Source organism: Azonexus sp. IMCC34842 (genome assembly GCF_050368855.1).
GTDB classification, from domain to species: domain Bacteria; phylum Pseudomonadota; class Gammaproteobacteria; order Burkholderiales; family Rhodocyclaceae; genus Azonexus; species Azonexus denitrificans_A.
Window position 1 is genome coordinate 1,872,052 of the sequence record NZ_CP178449.1, and the last position, 18,001, is coordinate 1,890,052.

The 18,001-nt window shown below is 58.2% G+C and carries 17 protein-coding genes; 5 read left to right on the forward strand and 12 right to left on the reverse strand.

The window, feature by feature from the left end; translation table 11 throughout:
* Positions 1–103 precede the first annotated feature (103 nt).
* Together ACLIKD_RS08835 and ald are read left to right on the forward strand one after the other, a co-directional pair.
* Complete coding sequence (locus tag ACLIKD_RS08835) at positions 104–991, forward strand: EAL domain-containing protein (protein ID WP_428828020.1); 888 nt, start codon at positions 104–106, stop codon at positions 989–991.
* 31 nt (positions 992–1,022) lie between these two features.
* Positions 1,023–2,159, forward strand: coding sequence for an alanine dehydrogenase (gene ald, locus ACLIKD_RS08840; RefSeq protein ID WP_428828021.1), 1,137 nt, complete (start codon positions 1,023–1,025; stop codon positions 2,157–2,159).
* A gap of 69 nt (positions 2,160–2,228) precedes the next feature.
* Here the strand turns inward: ald and ACLIKD_RS08845 are convergent, their stop codons facing one another.
* The 5 genes from ACLIKD_RS08845 to ACLIKD_RS08865 all read right to left on the reverse strand — a co-directional run bounded on the left by ACLIKD_RS08845 (position 2,229) and on the right by ACLIKD_RS08865 (position 4,732).
* Positions 2,229–2,687: a DUF1178 family protein gene (locus ACLIKD_RS08845; RefSeq protein WP_428828022.1), complete on the reverse strand. Its 459-nt coding sequence runs from the start codon at positions 2,685–2,687 to the stop codon at positions 2,229–2,231.
* A 409-nt stretch (positions 2,688–3,096) separates the two neighbouring features.
* The gene (locus ACLIKD_RS08850) at positions 3,097–3,522 is read right to left on the reverse strand and encodes a hypothetical protein (protein ID WP_428828023.1); all 426 of its coding nucleotides are present in this window, start codon (positions 3,520–3,522) and stop codon (positions 3,097–3,099) included.
* Complete coding sequence (locus ACLIKD_RS08855) at positions 3,523–3,933, reverse strand: helix-turn-helix domain-containing protein (protein ID WP_428828024.1); 411 nt, start codon at positions 3,931–3,933, stop codon at positions 3,523–3,525.
* On the reverse strand, positions 3,920–4,333 hold the full coding sequence (locus ACLIKD_RS08860; protein ID WP_428828025.1) for a hypothetical protein: 414 nt from the start codon (positions 4,331–4,333) through the stop codon (positions 3,920–3,922). Before ACLIKD_RS08860 ends, ACLIKD_RS08855 begins: the two co-directional genes overlap by 14 nt.
* A 186-nt stretch (positions 4,334–4,519) precedes the next feature.
* Entirely contained in the window at positions 4,520–4,732 is a 213-nt protein-coding gene (locus ACLIKD_RS08865) for a hypothetical protein (RefSeq protein WP_428828026.1), read from the reverse strand.
* Between the two features lie 668 nt (positions 4,733–5,400).
* Here ACLIKD_RS08865 and ACLIKD_RS08870 point away from each other — a divergent pair.
* Positions 5,401–6,228 carry a hypothetical protein gene (locus ACLIKD_RS08870; RefSeq protein WP_428828027.1) on the forward strand — a complete coding sequence of 276 codons (828 nt, stop codon included), beginning with the start codon at positions 5,401–5,403 and terminating at the stop codon, positions 6,226–6,228.
* 92 nt (positions 6,229–6,320) lie between these two features.
* On the opposite strand, the gene ACLIKD_RS08875 is transcribed toward ACLIKD_RS08870, so the two are convergent.
* From ACLIKD_RS08875 to ACLIKD_RS08890, 4 genes are all read right to left on the reverse strand, one after another.
* A complete protein-coding gene (locus ACLIKD_RS08875; protein WP_428828028.1) occupies positions 6,321–9,068 on the reverse strand; it encodes a lytic transglycosylase domain-containing protein in 2,748 nt (915 codons plus the stop codon).
* A 6-nt stretch (positions 9,069–9,074) separates the two neighbouring features.
* Positions 9,075–9,410 carry a hypothetical protein gene (locus ACLIKD_RS08880; RefSeq protein WP_428828029.1) on the reverse strand — a complete coding sequence of 112 codons (336 nt, stop codon included), beginning with the start codon at positions 9,408–9,410 and terminating at the stop codon, positions 9,075–9,077.
* A gap of 83 nt (positions 9,411–9,493) precedes the next feature.
* On the reverse strand, positions 9,494–9,784 hold the full coding sequence (locus ACLIKD_RS08885; protein WP_428828030.1) for a hypothetical protein: 291 nt from the start codon (positions 9,782–9,784) through the stop codon (positions 9,494–9,496).
* A 52-nt stretch (positions 9,785–9,836) separates the two neighbouring features.
* Positions 9,837–10,667, reverse strand: coding sequence for a hypothetical protein (locus tag ACLIKD_RS08890; protein ID WP_428828031.1), 831 nt, complete (start codon positions 10,665–10,667; stop codon positions 9,837–9,839).
* Between the two features lie 152 nt (positions 10,668–10,819).
* Between ACLIKD_RS08890 and ACLIKD_RS08895 the strand changes: the two genes are divergently transcribed.
* Together ACLIKD_RS08895 and ACLIKD_RS08900 are read left to right on the forward strand one after the other, a co-directional pair.
* Entirely contained in the window at positions 10,820–11,266 is a 447-nt protein-coding gene (locus ACLIKD_RS08895; RefSeq protein WP_428828032.1) for a hypothetical protein, read from the forward strand.
* 61 nt (positions 11,267–11,327) lie between these two features.
* Positions 11,328–12,251, forward strand: a complete 924-nt coding sequence (locus ACLIKD_RS08900; RefSeq protein WP_428828033.1) for a hypothetical protein — start codon at positions 11,328–11,330, stop codon at positions 12,249–12,251.
* A gap of 175 nt (positions 12,252–12,426) precedes the next feature.
* Here ACLIKD_RS08900 and ACLIKD_RS08905 read toward each other — a convergent pair whose 3' ends face one another.
* The 3 genes from ACLIKD_RS08905 to ACLIKD_RS08915 form a co-directional block, all read right to left on the reverse strand.
* The gene (locus ACLIKD_RS08905; RefSeq protein ID WP_428828034.1) at positions 12,427–12,693 is read right to left on the reverse strand and encodes a hypothetical protein; all 267 of its coding nucleotides are present in this window, start codon (positions 12,691–12,693) and stop codon (positions 12,427–12,429) included.
* 49 nt (positions 12,694–12,742) lie between these two features.
* On the reverse strand, positions 12,743–13,447 hold the full coding sequence (locus tag ACLIKD_RS08910) for a recombinase family protein (protein WP_428828035.1): 705 nt from the start codon (positions 13,445–13,447) through the stop codon (positions 12,743–12,745).
* A 1,109-nt stretch (positions 13,448–14,556) separates the two neighbouring features.
* Positions 14,557–17,550, reverse strand: a complete 2,994-nt coding sequence (locus ACLIKD_RS08915) for a DUF927 domain-containing protein (RefSeq protein ID WP_428828036.1) — start codon at positions 17,548–17,550, stop codon at positions 14,557–14,559.
* Between the last annotated feature and the right edge of the window lie 451 nt (positions 17,551–18,001).

Sequence of the window (18,001 nt, forward strand, 5' to 3'; positions counted from 1 at the left end):
CTGCCGCCAAACGCCTTTGTTATTTGCATAGAAGGTTTTTATCGTTCCGCGGCGCAGCGCGAATGACTAAGGTCTCGGTGCTGCACCGCAAACCGAGGAAACGATGCCCATAGAAGATCTTCTGGATTACTTTGTCGAACGTGACAAAACCAGTTCGGAACCAGAAACACACCTCCAGATCAGCGACACTGGCGCGTCCGGGCATTATCGCGGGCTGCACCTATCGACCGTCTTTCAACCCTTGTTCGATGCCGCCACGCTGAAGGCGCGGGCGCATGAGGCACTGCTCCGCGTCCATGACGAAGCGGGCAACTCGTTATCGCCAGCCACCGCCTTCGCCATCCCGGCCAGCACCGACGAGGTGGTGTATTTCGACCGCCTCTGTCGCATCATGCATGCGGTCAACTTCGTCCGCCAGGCGCCCTCGGGGAGCGAACTTTTCGTCAATGTCAGCGGACGCCACCTGCTCGGCGTGACCAATCGGGGGCATGGCGAAATCTTTGAACGCCTGCTGCACATGTGCGGACTCAAACCCCGGCAGATCATCCTCGAAGTGCTCGAAGCCAAGGTCGACGACATTTCCCGGCTCAACGAAGCGGTGGCCGCCTATCGCGAACGCGGCTATCGGGTGGCCATTGACGATTTCGGCTGTGAACATTCGAATTTCGACCGCCTGTGGCGCCTGACCCCGGATATCGTCAAGCTCGACCGCTCGCTGATCCTTCAAGGCACGAGCAACGAACGGGCGCGGCGGATCCTGCCCAAGATCATCGAGATCATCCACGAACTTGGCGCCCAGGTAGTCTGCGAGGGCGTCGAAACCCCCGAGCAACACGCCCTGGCCATCGATGCCGGCGCCGATCTGGTTCAGGGCTATTATTACGCCATGCCGGCCTCGGACCTGATCAGCCGGGCCACCCGACCAGCCCTTAGCCAGCCCGTCCGCCCCCAACTGGTAACAGAAACGTTCCGGTGTCTCGTACCGGAGTGAGTCCAACCACCGCGTTAGTCCGGAGAATCCCATGCTCGTCGGCGTCCCCAAGGAAATCAAGAACCACGAATACCGTGTCGGACTTACCCCGGCCAGCGTCCAGGAACTCGTCACGCGCGGCCATCGGGTCATCGTCGAGAAGAATGCCGGCGTGGCAATCGGCCTGGCCGACGAAAAATATCTTGCCGCCGGCGCCGAACTGGTGGCCAGCGCCGAGGAGGTTTTTACCCGGGCCGAACTGATCGTCAAGGTCAAGGAACCGCAGCCCGGCGAATGCCGACAGCTCCGGGCCGGCCAGGTGTTGTTCACCTACCTGCACCTCGCCCCGGACCGGCAGCAGACCGAATTGCTGCTCGCCTCCGGTGTTACGGCCATCGCCTATGAAACGGTGACCGATGCGGCCGGCGGCCTGCCCCTGCTCGCGCCGATGAGCGAAGTCGCCGGCCGGATGGCGATCCAGGCCGGGGCGGCCTGCCTGGAGAAATCGAAAGGCGGCGCCGGCATATTGCTCGGCGGCGTTCCCGGCGTAGCGCCCGGCAAAGTCGCCATTCTCGGCGGCGGCGTGGTCGGCTACAACGCGGCGCGGATCGCCGTCGGCTTCGGGGCCGACGTCACCATCATCGATCGATCGCTCGACCGGCTGCGCTGGCTGGACAACCAGTTCGGCAACCGGATTCGCACCTTGTATGCAACCGGCGAGAGCATCGCCACCTCTGTCGTCGGGGCCGACCTGACGATTGGCGCCGTGCTCATCCCCGGCGCATCGACGCCCCACCTGATCCGCCGCGAACAACTGAAGAGCCTGCGCCCGGGATCGGTGCTGGTCGATGTCTCGATCGATCAGGGGGGCTGTTTCGAAACCAGCCGGCCGACCACCCATACCGACCCGACCTATCTGGTCGACGACATCGTCCATTACTGCGTTGCCAACATGCCGGGCGCCGTCGCCCGAACCTCGACCTTCGCCCTGAACAACGCCACCCTGCCCTTTGTCCTGGCCCTCGCCGAGCATGGCTATCGCCGGGCCTTGCTGGACGACCCGCACCTGCGCGGCGGTCTCAACGTCCATCAGGGAAAGATCACCTGCGCCCCTGTCGGCGAGGCCTTGGGGATCGCTACGCTCGACGCGCAGGACGCCCTGAAAATCCAGATCGGCCAGCCACTTTGATATTGGCCATTTCACCGATCCTCGCCTTCCTTTGCCTGGCGCGGGCTACTAATCACACCATGCGGCGGATCAGTTCAGATCCTCTTCCTTGATACTGGATAGGCGCAGGATCGCAATCCCCTCTTCCTGCAAGGCTTCACATTCCTCTTCCGAGGCATCGCCACGAATCGGACGTTCGGGCGCTTCGTTGTAATGAATTTTCCGTGCCTCTTCGGCGAACGATTTGCCAACGTCCTCACAGTTGTTGGCCATCGCCTGCACCAGTTGCCGATAGAGGGCCAGCACATGGGTACCGGCCGGCATCATCGCCGTGCTGCCGCCGATTGATGCTGACGACGACTCCTCAACCGCTTCCTTGGAATGATGGGAACCAATGGCTACTGCGGATGGCACACGCCGGACGATGTGGCTATCGCATTGCGGGCAGCAAACCATGTGACGTTCCTGTTGCGACTCAAAATCATCAGCACTTTGAAACCACCCTTCAAACCGGTGATTGTTGTCGCAGCTTAAGTCGTAGATGATCATTGAGAGTCCTGGCGCCGGGACGGGAATCGAACAAACCGCTGAACGGCTTGCCAATAGGTGATATTTAAAACTAAAACTATGGTGTTACACGCATAGTTACACACACCCAATCGCTGTTGGCACTTGTTTTTTAAAGGGTGCGGATCATACCACTCCGCCCTTTTTCATCCACAATACTCACCCGCTTTTGGACAAAACGTTGGGGTTAGAGTCCATCTCAGGATTAGCGCCAGTACTCCAAGTTGGTGAGTCCCGGATTGTGATTCCGGTTGTCACCGACCTGCCCTCTGCCAAGTGGTGCGCTGCAAAGCGGATGTCCAATGGATTGGAAATCCGTATAGATCAGTACCACAATAAGCAAAGACCACGCCTTACGGCTGGGTCCATAGTACGAGCAATCAGGTACGCCTTACTCAACAGTCTCAGGCGGTTTTGTCGGCAGGACAGAAAGCCCGAGCATCAATTGCCCGAACGGTTGGCGCCCAGTAATCCAAGCAACAGCTTCGCGTATTGCCCCATATAGGACACTATGTGCAGTAATCAGCACCCCACGAGCTGCCTCCTCCTGTGATAAAGAGTCGTTGGCGAAAAGAACGGCTATGCACTCCATATCAATAATGTATGGAAAAGAAGGATCTCCACCAGAATTCAGTTTAGAACGCATAACAGCCTGGTATTTACCGGGCTCATCTTTCATTTGATTAATATCAATTGCGTTTTCTGGCGCTATTCCGCTGGCGGCATCACCATTTGGAACGTGATCCGGAACTGCAATAACGACAGACCTCGTAAACAGGACACGTTCAAGCCCTATCGGATGCCCATTTGCAGCCATTTACGCAGCCTCTCGATTCGGATTTTGTAAGCCTCTACAGGGAAAATTGATCACCGTCGCAGTGTTTGCAGTGGTTCGCGTACCCCGTCTAGCCTGGTCGTATTTGGCCAAAGACTCCCATTGGCGCGCTTGAGACTCACCATGTACGACTTCAATATTGAGTCTGCCACCACTGGCTCGGGCAAGTTTCACCATCGACTCAATCGTCAGATTGGAGTCACCTCTGAAAATTTTAGTTATATACGCAGCACTGGTTCCGATCTTTTTGGCAAGAGCTGCATATGTTAGACCGGCACTCTTACGCTGCTTTTCCAAAGCAGCCGAGTACTCCAGCTTTGCTTTCTCGACCCAGAATGAATCCGTGCTTTTCGCCTGTTCAACAAATTTTTGAAGCGCTTTACTCAGTGCCATAGTCGATCACCCTCAAAGTATTTGCTGCGTGAGCTGCAAAATATAGCTCCTTAAATTCGGCTGCCTTTTTAACCGATGCCCTATCGGCTTTCTGCCCACTTTTCATGACACCTATCGTGCAAACGGCAATTTGGCCGTTGACTCCCTTGAAAAAGAACAGACGCAACCGACCTTTAATAAATTCATAAATTCCAAGTTGCTTATTAGCCTCATGTAGCCAAGCTCCAGGTACACCCTGCAGTCCCATATCAGAGACAGCATCAAGCATATTGATCAACCCATTACGGCTACTTTCTGTAGTCGCTTCACCGTGTGTAAGGAAGTCGACCGTAGGGCATACCTCTCCGTCCATAACCGCTACAACCTGATGATTGGATGATGCCAGCTCTACGAGGTTCAAATTATTAACCTATGAGTTAATATAGTCAATCGGGATTGTGTAACAGAGTGCCTTCGTATTCGTCATAAATCAAGACAGTTGTTGTCCGATCAATGAAATCATGAGTTCAACACCAAGCACATGAGGAAAACAAACCGAATCATTGAGGTTTCCCCTCTGCGACAACTATGTTCCGAACCTCATCGCTCATTTCGTTTTCACTTCAGCGAGACAAAGTGCCCGCTTCTCCGGAGACTGCACGGAATAGCACCTTGATGGGTCTTTGTAGACCTTGGCCAGACAGGCCGCTCTGGAATCAGCATCACTGACCGAATAACACGCGCTGGCTGCGGCTGATGTATCAGCAACGGCAGGCAAAGCGGTGACGACAAAGAGCAAGGCAAGAATGGTGTGGCGCATGGCGACCTCCAGCAGAAACGATGTCTGAAGCATAGCGTCGATCGGCCCCCTCGGCGAGTGACGACAGAATCTTGGCTTTCAACTGTTCGAGCATCACCATGGGCGAATACGACAAACCAAGCCGCTCCGGCCGCCGGCAAAAACGCACTTGGCGCCGCCGCAAACACAGTCAATAAACAGCGTTATCACTGAAACGTTACCACCCCCAAAAGTCGTGAAACGACCATTGCTGTATCACCAACAGCGACAAGGGTTTTAATCATGGCCGATTCAGTGGCAACGAGGGTTGCAAGGCACCGTGCAAAGAAGCGGGCCAAAGACGTTACCAGGCTAACGCTGGAGGTCGACCGGGCTGCCGTTACCACGTTGCGTCTACTCTGCCGAGCACACGGGAAAACGCAGCGCCAATTTCTCGAGTTGGCCATCCACGCCGCCGATAGCCTTCTCGCTGGCCGGCTTCGGGTCGCCAAGGAGGCGGCCCAGTCAGCACCCCGCATCATCATCCAGCAGCGCCCCGCAGCGCCTACTCAACCGGTCGGCAACACGAACACACCAGCCGCACCAGCAAGCGCACCCACAGCGCCACAGCAGGAGCCTGAGCAGGCCGCCGACGACGATGTCGACGCCCGCATCAGGGCCGCAGCCACTTCCTGCTTCACGGTGGCGCCATGAGCATGCAGCAGACCGAGTACCGCGTTATCGTCGCCGGACAACAGCATTTCGACTGCGCAACACTACGGGCAACGCTGGATACTCTGAATTGTGCGGATCGTTGGCTGCGAGCCATGGCGCCAGACAGCGAGCGCTATATCCTGTGTCGCCGCTGCCCGATCGGCCGCCAACATCACGCCCTGCACTTCGGAGAACAACAAGCCGTGCTGCAGCCAGTGCGCGCCGCCGTTTGCGTCAGGTGCGGCCGGCCGGCAACCAGGATGGTTCATGCGGAAATTTGCCCGAGCTGCTTCAATAGATTTGCGGAATGGAAAAAAGGACGGAACGCACGCGGAAACACCCCGATTGATTACGTTCCACCGGTGCCGCGCCGGGTCGGCATAGTCGGCGACGATGGCGCTCCGGCGTGGGTACTCTTCGAGGGTCAGCACTTTGCCGAGAGCATGGCCCGCACCATTCGCGCCGGCCTGCGTCTGAGCCAAGAGCAGCCAGGCCGCTCCGTCTGGAATGCAGAGCGTCAGCAGTTTGAGTACGTCGATCAGGACGGCCATGTGCTTATCGCGCTCGAGATAGACGGCCGACTGGAATACATCTCCGTCGACCAGCTTCACCCGGGCGAACAGGCCGCACAGGTCACAATGCCGACCATGTTACTGACGCCTGGCGATGCCGCGGTCTGGCTTACCGTCTCAGGCGAAGCTGAAGCGCTTGGAGCAGACCGGCATCAGCTCGAATTCGGCTGCGCACGATGCCAACAAGGCATGCTCCACGGATACCAGAAGCAAGGCGAGATCCGCGTCGAGTGCTCGGCTGGATGCTGCTAGGGCAAAGAAATGGACAGCCATCGCGATTGGATGGCCGCCCTTGATTCCCGCCGAACCTCGCTCAAGGACTATCTTGTCCTTGGTCATTCCCATCATCTGCCGGTGTCAACAAACCGCGCGTGGTCTTGCTTAATTCGAGTGATCGGCATCACCGCCGGGCCTTGCAGCAGTCGACGCGCTTCCGGACTCAAGCTGAGCGCCAGTTGCAGCTCGCCAGACAGCGGCATAGCGGATACCTTGTCCGGTCGCGCCGACTGACCCGAGGCTGCGTCTTTGGGTAGCGGCGTTCCCGTCGTGCGACCCAGCACACTCGGAACATAGTTCTGCGTCTCGCTTGGCAACCCGTTGAGCCAGCCGTCGCCGTACTTCTTGATGGCCGAGTCGACCGCACCAGGACCGGCGTTGTAGGCGGCAAGCGCCTTCTTGCGATCACCGCCATAGCGCTGGAGCATCGCGTTGAGATAGTCCTTCCCAAAGCGGCGATGCTCGGCTTCGCTGTCGTTCTGGAGCGGGCTGATACCGAACCCCGGGTTGCTCCCCGTCCCAAGCATGATCTGCGCAATTCCACGCGCGCCGGCTGGCGAGGTTAGAAGCCCAGCCCCTGCGGTGTGCCGACCGCCAGACTCCTGCGCGAGAACCGCTTCAAACAGTGCATCGCCACCTGCACCCGCACCAGTGCGAGCCGGATCCCGCTTCTCGAGATGCGACCGATCCGCGGCGGTTGCCGAGCGCATCGCCGCAATTTCTCGCTCTCGTCTTTCGCGCTCAGCCTCCAGTTGCTTGGCTTTCGCTTCGCCGAGCGTCTTGATCTGCCCTTCGCTGGCTGCAAAATCGCTCGATTCCGCCGGTGTCGCAGTGCCGTCCCGCATCTTGGCGCGCAAAGCATCCCGGCGGTCCATGATCGCCTGCCGCTTCGGATCAAAATCGCCATGGATCGCAGCGATGCGCCCCTTTGAGTCGTTTTCAATCACGCTTTGCATGATCGACTCGGTCGTGAGCTTGCCATCCTTGCCAGCCATGAAAATGATGCCGGCGCGCATTTGCTCGCTGATCGGGATCAACTTGCTGGCGAGGTCGGTTTTGATGTTGTCGATCAGGTTCTTCGAGTCCCGAATATCAGAACCTTGCGTCCGCTCCTGATCGCGGGATGCGACCAACTCGGCCAGCACCTGTTTCTGCGTTTCATCATCGCCGTTCATGGCCCCATCCAGCCTGGTGCGCTCTTCGGATGACAAAGCATCGGCACCAGTGCGGCGCCTTAGGCTTTCTGCCAAGCCTTGACGGTCTGCACCGCTCCCATAAAGCGCCATGCTCAAATTGCCGATTCCTGACCCGGACAGCTTCGTCAGGTCTCCGGCGTACTTTTCCATGCCGCCCATCTGGTTCGGGTTGAGAACATGGAATGCTGCTGCCTGGCTCATCGACAGACCGAGCTGGTTGGCCGTGGCCTGCAGCATCGCCTTCGGGTCGTTGCCGTAGTCGGACCGCAGTTGGCCCAGCGTTGCGCCAAGCAGCGACTCGTCGCCACCAGGCCTCGTCAGCCCATACTTCTTGTAGAAGTCGCCGACCGCGCCGCCACCAAACGTGCTGTTGGCAGTCGAGAACGCGCCCCCCTCTCGCCAGAGCTGGGTGTCGAACACGTCCATTCCGCGCTTGGCGCCAAGGCGGCCGGTGAAGAACTGAGAAGCCTCGCCCTTGCCACCACCGGCGGCTAGGGTGGAGTTGACGCGGGCCAAAACGCCGGACGCACCGGACGGATCAAGGCCTGGTATTCCGCTTCCGACCATGGCGGAGAACATACCAGCGTAACCAGCAGTACCTACCCCTCCGAGCGTTGCCCGGGTTTGTGCCGACGCATAGTCACCGATCGCCTCCATTACTTCGCCGGCCTGCGCAAAGGCATTCGATTTGCCAATAGTTTCGCCGATCAGCATCGCGAACCGGCGTGTGTCCTGCTCGCTTCTGGTTACGCCGATTCCACGCATACGCCCCAGGACATTGACGCCCTGCTCGGGTTCCAGACCGAAAGAGCGCGCAAGGCCGACCCCAGAACCCACTTCGCCTGGCAAACCATTGAGCTGTTCGCCGGTCAGGTTGCCGAGCTTTGCGAACTGCGTCGACAGCTTCCCGGCCTGCTCGAATGTGATCCTGTTCGCATCTGCCGTTCCCTCTACCGCGGCCTTCAGCGCACCAAAGCTAATATTGACGTCGCCCAGCGTGCGCTTCAGGCGGTCATACGACACGGCGTTGTCTTCGGCTTGCCCGATCTTTTCGGTAACGGCACCAACCGCCTTGCCGACGGCCAAGGCAGCGACGCCGCCCAGCAGCCCCATCAGGCCGGCGCCGAAGCCGGCGGACATGCCTGTGCCGACTGCACCAGCGGCGACGCCACCAGCACTGCCTGTTGCTCCAAGTCCTGCCTGCGCTACGCGGCCGAGCGCTGCGCCAGCAGCAGCGCCAACGCCCATAGGTTGTGCGGGCGCCTGACCACCGACGATTGCGCCGGGCTGCATGTAGTTCACGACTTGGCGCGCGTACTTGCTCCGTTGGCCTGCGTCCGGAATCATTCGCTCCCAGTCCAACTGATGCCAAGGCACATCTCGCTGACCGCTTGCGTCAACTCGACGGCGAAGCCCGGGCGAAACGCGCATCAGGCTCTCGAATTCGCGCCGCAGACGTTTGACGTCCTCAATGGCGATGTTGTCGACTGGCCGGAATTTAACGCCGCTGGCTTTGGCTGCTGAGGTGCCGAGGCCATTGAAGGCTGCTTTGACGGATTCAATCTGTGCCTTCAATCCAGCATCATCGAGTTCCGTGCCGACCTTGATCTTGATCGTCATGGCGGGTTAGCTCCGGCGTCCGAGAATCGCGTTGCGCACTTCCTTCGGCAGCGGATGTCCCTGCTCAAGCAGGCGCTGGGCAGCTAGTGCATCCGTGCCAGTGATCCAGCCACGGGCGCATGCGTCGCTGATTGCGCCAAGCAGTTCGCGGTCACTCGGCACCGCCTGGCGCACTACCAAGACAGGCCTCTTCGGTGCGATCGTTTTGCGCTTGGTGGCGACTATCGACTTGGCCAAAATCAGGCGAGGTTTCGGTCCGAATGCCTTCCGCAGCCGGCGAAACACCTCGGCGTACTCTCCACGCTCCAGTTCTCGGCAATGCGATTTGTATAGGTCGTCCATGTTTGTATCCTCAAAAAAAGCCCCGGCAGACAGGGTGGCGCCTGCCGGGGTAAAGCCTGCGCGGAGTCGCAGGAGAGCCATAATCAGTTCGTGCCGCCCTGCGTCTGCGCAGAAGCGAGCCGGAATGCTGCAATGCTGGACGACGTTTCCGCCGCTGCGATCAGGTGCACCAGCGCGGCCAAGACATCGTCGTTGTGCCTGGCGCGCTCAAAGGCCAGCTCGAATAGCGCAGCGCCATCGGCAGAAATCAGTTGCTCCAGGCGGCGCGCAGGGCCAGTGCCGCGCGGGCGGCCTCCAGCGTTGCCGACGGTGTTGCCAGGTTGAAAAAGGCCGGCACCGTCACGGTCAATGGGCGCTTCTGGGATCTGGTTCATGGTGTTTGTCCTCATAGTGAGGCGCCGCGTCGGGCGCCTTGTTGGTTAAATTTCAGAATGAGCCACGGAAGCCGGGAACGATCGCTCCGGTCACTACACGCTTCAGCCCAGGCGAGGCTTGGTACTCGCTCCAAGGCGAACTCTTGCCAGCAGCGCGCCCGGTCTCGACCATGACGCCGAAGAGCTTGACGAGGATGAGATCCACCTGGCGGACGCGCTCCTTGGCGGTTTCGTATGCGACTCGGTTGTGCGCCTGACTCAGAGCCTGGTCAGCAGCCGACAGAGCAGCACGGGCGGCAGGCCGTTGATCCGCTGCAGTGGCGGCGGCCTTGGCGTCAGTGAGCAACGCATCGAGGGCGCCGGCATCTTTGCGCAGCATGTCGAGCTCTGCAGCATCACCTCCACGCTCATCGCCGGCAATACGGCGGGCGCTAACGGAATCGATGGCGGCCAGCTTGTCCCGGATGCGCTGCTGCAGGGTGGCGACCCGCTCCGCATGCGGACGGCACTCAGACTCCGCGCGCACCAGCGTGGCCCGAGCACGGACTACGGCGGCTGCGGCAACGTCAATCTGAGGATCACGGGCGACGGGAGCCAGAGTCTCGCCTGCCAGGTCTTCGAGGCCAGGCACCTCGGTGGCGGCTTCAACCGCAGTGTGCGCCTGCTCGGCCAGCTCGGCGGCGGCAGCAGCGATTGCGGCCTGCTGCTCGCGCTCTGCCTCGACCCGCTCTTCGCGCTGCCGGCGGACGATCGCTGCAATCTCGCTTTCGATGACGCCTATTTGGTAGCGCGACTCGGTTGTATCGCCGCCAGCGGAAAGGGCTGCATTCAGTGCAGCACGGGCCGCATCGAGTTGTTCGGTCAGGTGTTCAATTTGGCTCATTTTGTGACTCCGAGAGTATGATGATGTCGTCGGACGCCGCACCGTTTGTGCTTTGTCCCACCATCTGCAGAATGAAGTCACGACACCCGGACAGGGAAAAATTACCGGACCAGAACCCGAGCATAGGAACAACAGCAGGAGGGAGGCCAGCTATGAAACAAGGAATCGTTGACCGGCCGTTCAGCCGACGTTCAGACGTTCATGCGTGCCAAGTGGAACTGTTCGTCCTGTTGGCACGGGAGCTGATCGACGCTTACAGGCGACGGCCGGATAGCAGCCTGGCTGACTGGTTCGAGATACCGGAGTACCAGCGATTCGTCATTGGTGCCTACGCGGCAGGCTTTGTCTGTACCGACCTTGAGGCGATGAACAACTTCGAGGAAATGGGTTCACGTCCTCGTGATCACCTGAGCGGCGCCAGCTTCAGCAAGCTGCGGCACTACGTGCATACCCTGCTACGAGCTGAGAGATGGGCGGATGGCTATGCGTCGACGATCCGCGAGGCTATCGTGAGTGGAGCGCTTGGAATAGTGGTAGACCGGCTGGACAGCGACGATAGCCTGAAGCAGCAGGAAGAGCTTGTCGACGAGGTCGTCTGAGAGCGCGCTACCGGACGTTCGTAGGTGATGACAGGTCAGATTACCAGTGGAAACAAAGATAATGAAATACAAACCCTTGGCCCCCTTTGCTCTAATTCTCATATTGCTTGGATGCGACCAGCAGCAAGACCAACAGCTAGCCTCTACAGAAAAAAGCAATTCGCCGCCATTCACTCGAGAAACTGATCAAGGCGCGCGCAATCCAGCGGCCCATGCACTAAGCATGGAAGCAATTGCGTTCAAGGAGTGCGCAAAAACCACAGATGACCGAGCATTGAATCGTGATGAAGATGGATTGCGAGTAGCTCAGGAATTTATGAACTGTTCGGAAAACTATCTCGAAAAATTCCCGGACGGCCCACACGCGGAGGAACTGGAAAAACTGCGCTACAACGCTATCGTTGCATCGAAAACCATACTTCAAGCTCTAGAAGAAGGTGACAAGCTAGCCACATCTGGAAGCCTGAATGACATGCAGCAACGCTTGGTTAGCCGTGAAAGCGTAAAGAAACTTGCGGTGACAAACGCACAATTTATAAACCGAGCTTTTCAGTATCAAACCATTAAGAGCTTTCATCAGCTGTATCTAAGCCTTAAAGCTGCCGGGATTAAAATGGAAAGCGCCTTAGAAGCCTTAAATCAGGCAAATCTATCGAGAAAACGAAGCGGCGTTTGGGAGATTTACCTCAGTCGCTCATATGACGAAGGTCGGTTCATTGTGGTGGGCGAATTTGGTAGCCATGATCCGGAATTCGTCGTGGCTGGCCTTGGAGTAGTTAGCCCACACGTTGAGATAATCGATACCGAACTTGAGAAGAGAGGTTGGTTTTCTGAGACCTGTTCGGTAAAAATTCAGGAGTTTGGGAGGTCTTTAACCTATCCGTGCACAAACTACCTAGCCGGCAATGCAAATGAAAATCTGGTCAGCGAAATATCTAAGGGATTGGCCAGCGCTATGAAGGAAAAAGAAGATGCTGGGCGGTGATAGAACAATCTAGCATCTGCCGTAATCTTGTCTCACATTACTAGCGGCTATTTCCCAGCCGAGCCGCTAATATCCCTGATCCCAATCACCTTCGTAGCCGAGCACCCGAGTAAATCAGGTGGCGACCGGCGCAGGCTGCATCGGCCGGCGCGTTTCAGAAGCGAATGCTTTAGTCCTAAATGCCGTCAGCCCTACCTGTTGCTAGGCTGGTCATCTCGTCGATCACCGCGTGATATTTCGCGATAGCCTCGTCAGGCAGTGATGAGCCATTCAGCATTGCGTCTACGTTGGGCTGAGCTATTCCAAGAGCGTCAACCAACGCTTTTGGGTTAGGGTGGGTAAGGATAAGCGCATTAATTACATGCTCGAGTGCGTGAATGTGTCCAGATTGCTCTTCGACCCAAGCGGTGAGGCTTTCAATTACTTGATCATTTGATGGCATATTACTCAGCTCCATATAAGTAGGTGTGCTCCAGCGTCAGCGACCAGGCTCAGGCCGTAGCGGCCGTTATCCGCGCCAGAAGGTTCTTTACTGCCGTTGCCGTCCAGTTGTTGCCATCGCGTGCGGTCTTGATTCCCTTGACGACCAGTTCACTAGCAATACCGCGCAGGCTGACGATGCCACGGCCTTGAATTTCGTTAATAATTGGCGCCACAGAACGAGCGAAATCGTCAGCAGCTCTCTTTTTAGCCTCTGTACCAAGGCGGTGATCAACCAAGGGGCCACCACGATAGCCGCCAAGCTTGACCGGGTTCTCTTTGCGCTCGCGAGCAGCCTTCAGCGCCTCCTTGGTGCGCATGCTGATGAGGGCGCGTTCCTTCTCGGCCAGTGCGGCGTAGAGGTGCAGCATGAACGGATCCGCGTCGACGCCAAGGTCCGCGACGATGAATGGTACCTTCTGCACCATGAGGCCGGCGATAAAAGCTACGTCGCGAGACAACCTGTCCAGCTTGGCGACGCAAACCGCACCACCGGCCAGTTTGGTGGCGATCAGTGCAGCGGCAAGCTGTGGGCGGCGATCCAGCGCATCAGCGCCCTTGCCAGTCTCGACCTCAACGAACTCACCGGCGATGTGCAGGCGCTCGGTGGCGGCAAAGCGCCGAATGGCGTCGCGTTGAGCCTCAAGCCCCAGGCCAGACTTGCCTTGCTTGGTCGTGCTGACCCGGAGGTAGAGAAAAATTGGAGTTTTGGTCATGTCGTATAATTTCAAACAACGGACGTTGTAAGGAATTATACATAAATATCCGAAGGCCATCTAGCTATGCCCGTTCAATTATCACCGTAATGCCTGACCCCGGCGGCTCGCTAGCATCAACGATGCACCATGCGCGTCGTTCCAAGTCCTGAGTGACTTTTAAGGCCTCCGCCGCAGTCTTAGCCATGCGTATCAGGTCCATGTCCCTCTTGCGCATGCCCTCGTAGGCGAGCGCCCGAGGACCCGATACCTCCGCTCTATGGCGGGCAATGATAGCGGCCCGCTCGTCGACGGCGGCTGCGGTACGGACCTGAGCGATTACGGCTTTACGGGCGTCATCAGGTGCGTCTGCCGGCAGGTCAGCTACGGCAGCGGAGATCCGATCAGCTGCAGCTTGAGCGCGGGCGGTCAACTCCGGCCCCGTTTTCTTCTGCCAACCACCGTCTGCAGCGCTATATCGCTTTATCGTGCGCGAAGAGCAGCCTACCTCGGCAGCCACCTCATCCAGCGTGAGCCTCGTGCTCTCGTACCGAAGCCGCGCAACCTCACTCAAAGAGGCGTCGGCGGTTTTGTTGTCTTGTTCCATGAGCGCATGGTGGCATCACGCCGGCCGGGAGTATGTCACCAGAAGTGCCACGCAGTGACAGCCGGCAGGCCGAGGTCTGGCTGACAAGGACACGCGGGACACGACCGGCGGGCCGGTGAAGAAGACTCGGAATGCAGACCGCACCTTCATTGTTCCCCCAAAAACAGCAGAGGGAACGCCAAGGGAACGCAAAATGCATTGATAATTAAGGAGTGTTCCCCTGTTCTCCGTGTTCCCTCGAAAATCAGCACTCAGATAGAAAAAATTGGAGCCTACCGGTGATGGGGACCTATATACGAGACACTTCATTTTTCGGGAATGGTTCTTTCTACTTTATGAGGGAACAAGGGGAACGGGGGAACAAATACTAAAAAGCCCTTCTAATACACGGCATTTTCTGTTCCCTCGCTGTTCCCCAGGCCAAGATCAGGGGGAACAAATGCAACCCCGTATCCGGTGACATTCTCGACAACAAAAAAACCCGGCACATGGCCGGGCTTCTGGTGCGATCAGATGATGGCGCTCACCGCCGCAATTCTCCGATCGGACAATCATCATCTGTCTGACGGATGCAGTAGAACGGCTTCGGAGCATCTCCGCGAATTCGGATTTTCTTCGAGTTCTTGTCCTTGTCGCTCTCAGCGATCCAGCCCTCATTCTTCAGGGCATCAATACCACGGTTGAACTCAAAGCCATTCAGCGCCTCGCGTAAGCCGTCTGCTGTGAAGAGATACACCCGGCCACCAGGATCGTTCTTCCACCAGCCTGCACGGTCACGGATCATCGTCTCATACCCCTTGGCATCGCCAGTAGCATGGTCGATGCTGATAGGGGAGAACCGACTGTCACCGTGACGATCAATGAAGGTTTCGACGGCCCTCAGGATTTTGCGAACCTCGGTCTGCCCTTCACCGCGCATCTCGCGCCAAGCCTTGAACGCCTCGACAGCAGCTTGCTTGGCATCGCCCGAACTCCAGTTAGTGAGGCCGTATTCCGTTGCCAGTTCGCCAGCCAGGGCGATTAGCGCTAGAGATTCAGCCGCCCGGCCTTCCAGTTCGTAGCTGCACTTGAAACCGGGTTCTTTGATGAGGCTCTGATGAGCGGCCTTGAAGTCTCGGGCATCGGCCATGAGACGTTCAATGAACGCCACCCCCAGATGACCACAATGGCCGTCCTTCGCGGCATTTTGCAGATGGTCGGCAAGAGTGCGCCCATCCAGAAAGCCGTGAAGCTTGTCAAAGACACCGTGGTTTCGCTTGGCGGGGATATCCAGCATGCGGACCTCCTGGCCAGCGTGCGTCGTCTTGCCAGCTTCCGCCATGATCGTGCCCAGCGTTTTTTCGCCGGACGACAGTAGGCTGAGGCGCCAGCGTGCAACCTTCTTCGCGGCGCCGGTCCGGGCTGCCCGGCTTTTGCCTGTACCGTTTCCGATGGCGTAGACGATTGCCCCGACCTCAGAGGCAGGAGCCTCGCCGATCTCGTCCAGGATCAGGCACGTGTCGCTTAATGCAGCAGCGATACCCTCCAGGCCATTACCCGTGGCGCGCCATGTGCGAATGAATCCTCGCCCGCCCCACACGCTACCGGCGACGTTGAGGAGGGTCGACTTGCCCAGCGAAGAGTCGCCAACGAAGTGCAGGCCCACGCCAACGCGCCCGGCGAGTTTCAACATCGGCCCTGCAAGCGCCGAGCAGACAGCCAGCGTCAGCCAGCTATTGCCGGAACACAGACGGCCAATCTCTTGGTTCCAGCCGTGCAGACTGCCACGAACGGAAAACTCATCGAGGGCGATGTGCTCGGACTGGAACACCACATCCTGATTGCCGATCGTTTTGCGCGGAAGAACGAAAGCCCGAGAGGCGCCGTCTCCGTGCCAGCCGATCATGTCGGCAGCGGTCAGCTCACGCTCAGGAATTTGGGCCATGAGCCACCGGGTAAGAAGCTTGTTGCCGTCGACATCAATCCGCATGCCCAAAGACAGGAGTTCACCGCGCAATTCTTCGCCGGAACCCTTGAGCATCGACATTGGCATAGCCCATTCGCGGTCCTGCCCGGCAGAATTGCGGAATCTGAGCATGAGGCCAAAGTTTTCTCCGCGCTCACTGCGTGTTGCCGCCACCGCGTAGATGGGGCTGCAGATCCATTGGTCAGTGAGAACAACCTCGCCACCCTTCTCCTTCTTCTCGCTGTGGAAATACAGGCCGGGCTTCCCGTAGGCGGTGAATTCCTCGTAACAGGCAAATGATGGGCGCTTAACGTCGTTTTCGCTGATTTCTTCGGCAGCAGTATCAGCCTGCTCCACCTGGAGAGCCGTACCTTGCGTATGAGCGACTGCGTATGCCACCGAATCGACCACCTCCGGCTGCTCAGGGGTTAGCTCGGCATCTGCTTTGCTGGGATCAACTTTTGACGCATTCCGGATATGGTAGGCAACGCTTTTTAAGCCCTGCATCTTGTGCCAGTCGTTCCAGTCAGTCGGGCCAGTAGGTCGCCCCTCATCATCGACGCCAGTTTGATCTTTCGGCTCGAACGGCGGGATGGCCACATACCCACCAACCGCGCGCGCAGCGGCTTTAGCGGCCTCTACGCCGGTGTTGCGCTCCTTCCACTGGTCGTTGTCGGCGCCAAAGATGATCTTCACGTCATCACCCAGCTTCTGACGAATCCCCTTCGCGACCGCCTCTAGGTTTCCAGCGGAGAAAGCAACCATCACAGCGGTTTCCGAGCTATCCCCGCCAACCGCTTGTGCCTCGAAGACCGATGCACCCGTGGTATAGCCCTCTACCACATCGATTTCCTTGGTCGTCGTTGCGACTCTCCCGATAACAAAATACCCTCCAGCCGTTCGGCCTCCTGGCAGGAAATACTTGTTCTCACCGGTCGGGTTGTCTTTGCTGGTAAAGAGTAGTTGCAGGGACGTGATCTTGTCGCGTTCGGTGCGGATTGGTATGGCAACGACGTCTCGCTCGATGTGCGAGCACCACTTTCCAGTTTTTTCATCGACGTAGCGAAGCTCGAACTCCGGCAAGAAACGCAGGTCACCGTGAACGCCCACCTTCTTGCCCCTTAGCTGAGGCAGATCTGGAGAGGGCGCGCCAGTCCCCTCAAGCAACTTTTCGACGCGCTTCTCCGCGTCGGCATGCCTCTTCGCTTTCGCCGATGCGGCTTTTGCCTCCACGTCGGCAGCAAGCTTTTTTTGTGCTTCCAGGTCTGCGGCAGACGGACGCTTTCCAGGGTTACGATCAACCCACCCGGCGGTCCGCGCCTTCTTGAACAGCATTCCCGTCCGGCCGGTTGATGGACGATTGCTCAAGCTGCTGTATTGCGACTCGAAGGCGCGCTCATCGAAGTTGTCGCCAGACTCGCTCCAAGTCCGGATCGTGCCCTTGGGCACGCCTTCCGCAATCGCGTCGCCCATAAGCTTCCACCACGAATCGAAGTCGCCGGGGCATTGCTGGGACAAGAGAGCGTCAATGGCGCGGTCTACTTCATGGAGCTCGTTGTAGGCTACAGTCATGGCCGCACCTCGTTCATCCAATCAACGCAACGATCAAGCATCTGACCTATAGTTACCCTCAACGCCTTCTTGTCTTTTTCACACCAAAACCAAGTGCCCGCGGGCGAGCGAGTAACCCATGGCGCACCCTTTCCCGACTCTCTGACGATGCCGTCGAGCGACGGTAGTATCCATCGCATCCATCCGTGCTCTGCGCTGATGCCGAACATAGGGTGAGAACACACCCACAAATCGTCTATCCACCAGGTACCTCGATTTGCAATCAGTGCTGTAACGCCTTCAGCCTGTAGGCACTCAAGCAGGAACTCCGGCATCGGAGTCTCCCAAACTTCACCCGCGACCTCCTTAGGCGTCAAACTGCGGAAGCCAGGGGGTAATTCAATGCTCGCCAAGACGGCGTCGATATAGGCCAGCTTGGCAGCTTGACCAAATTTTAGTGTGCAGGTAGAGT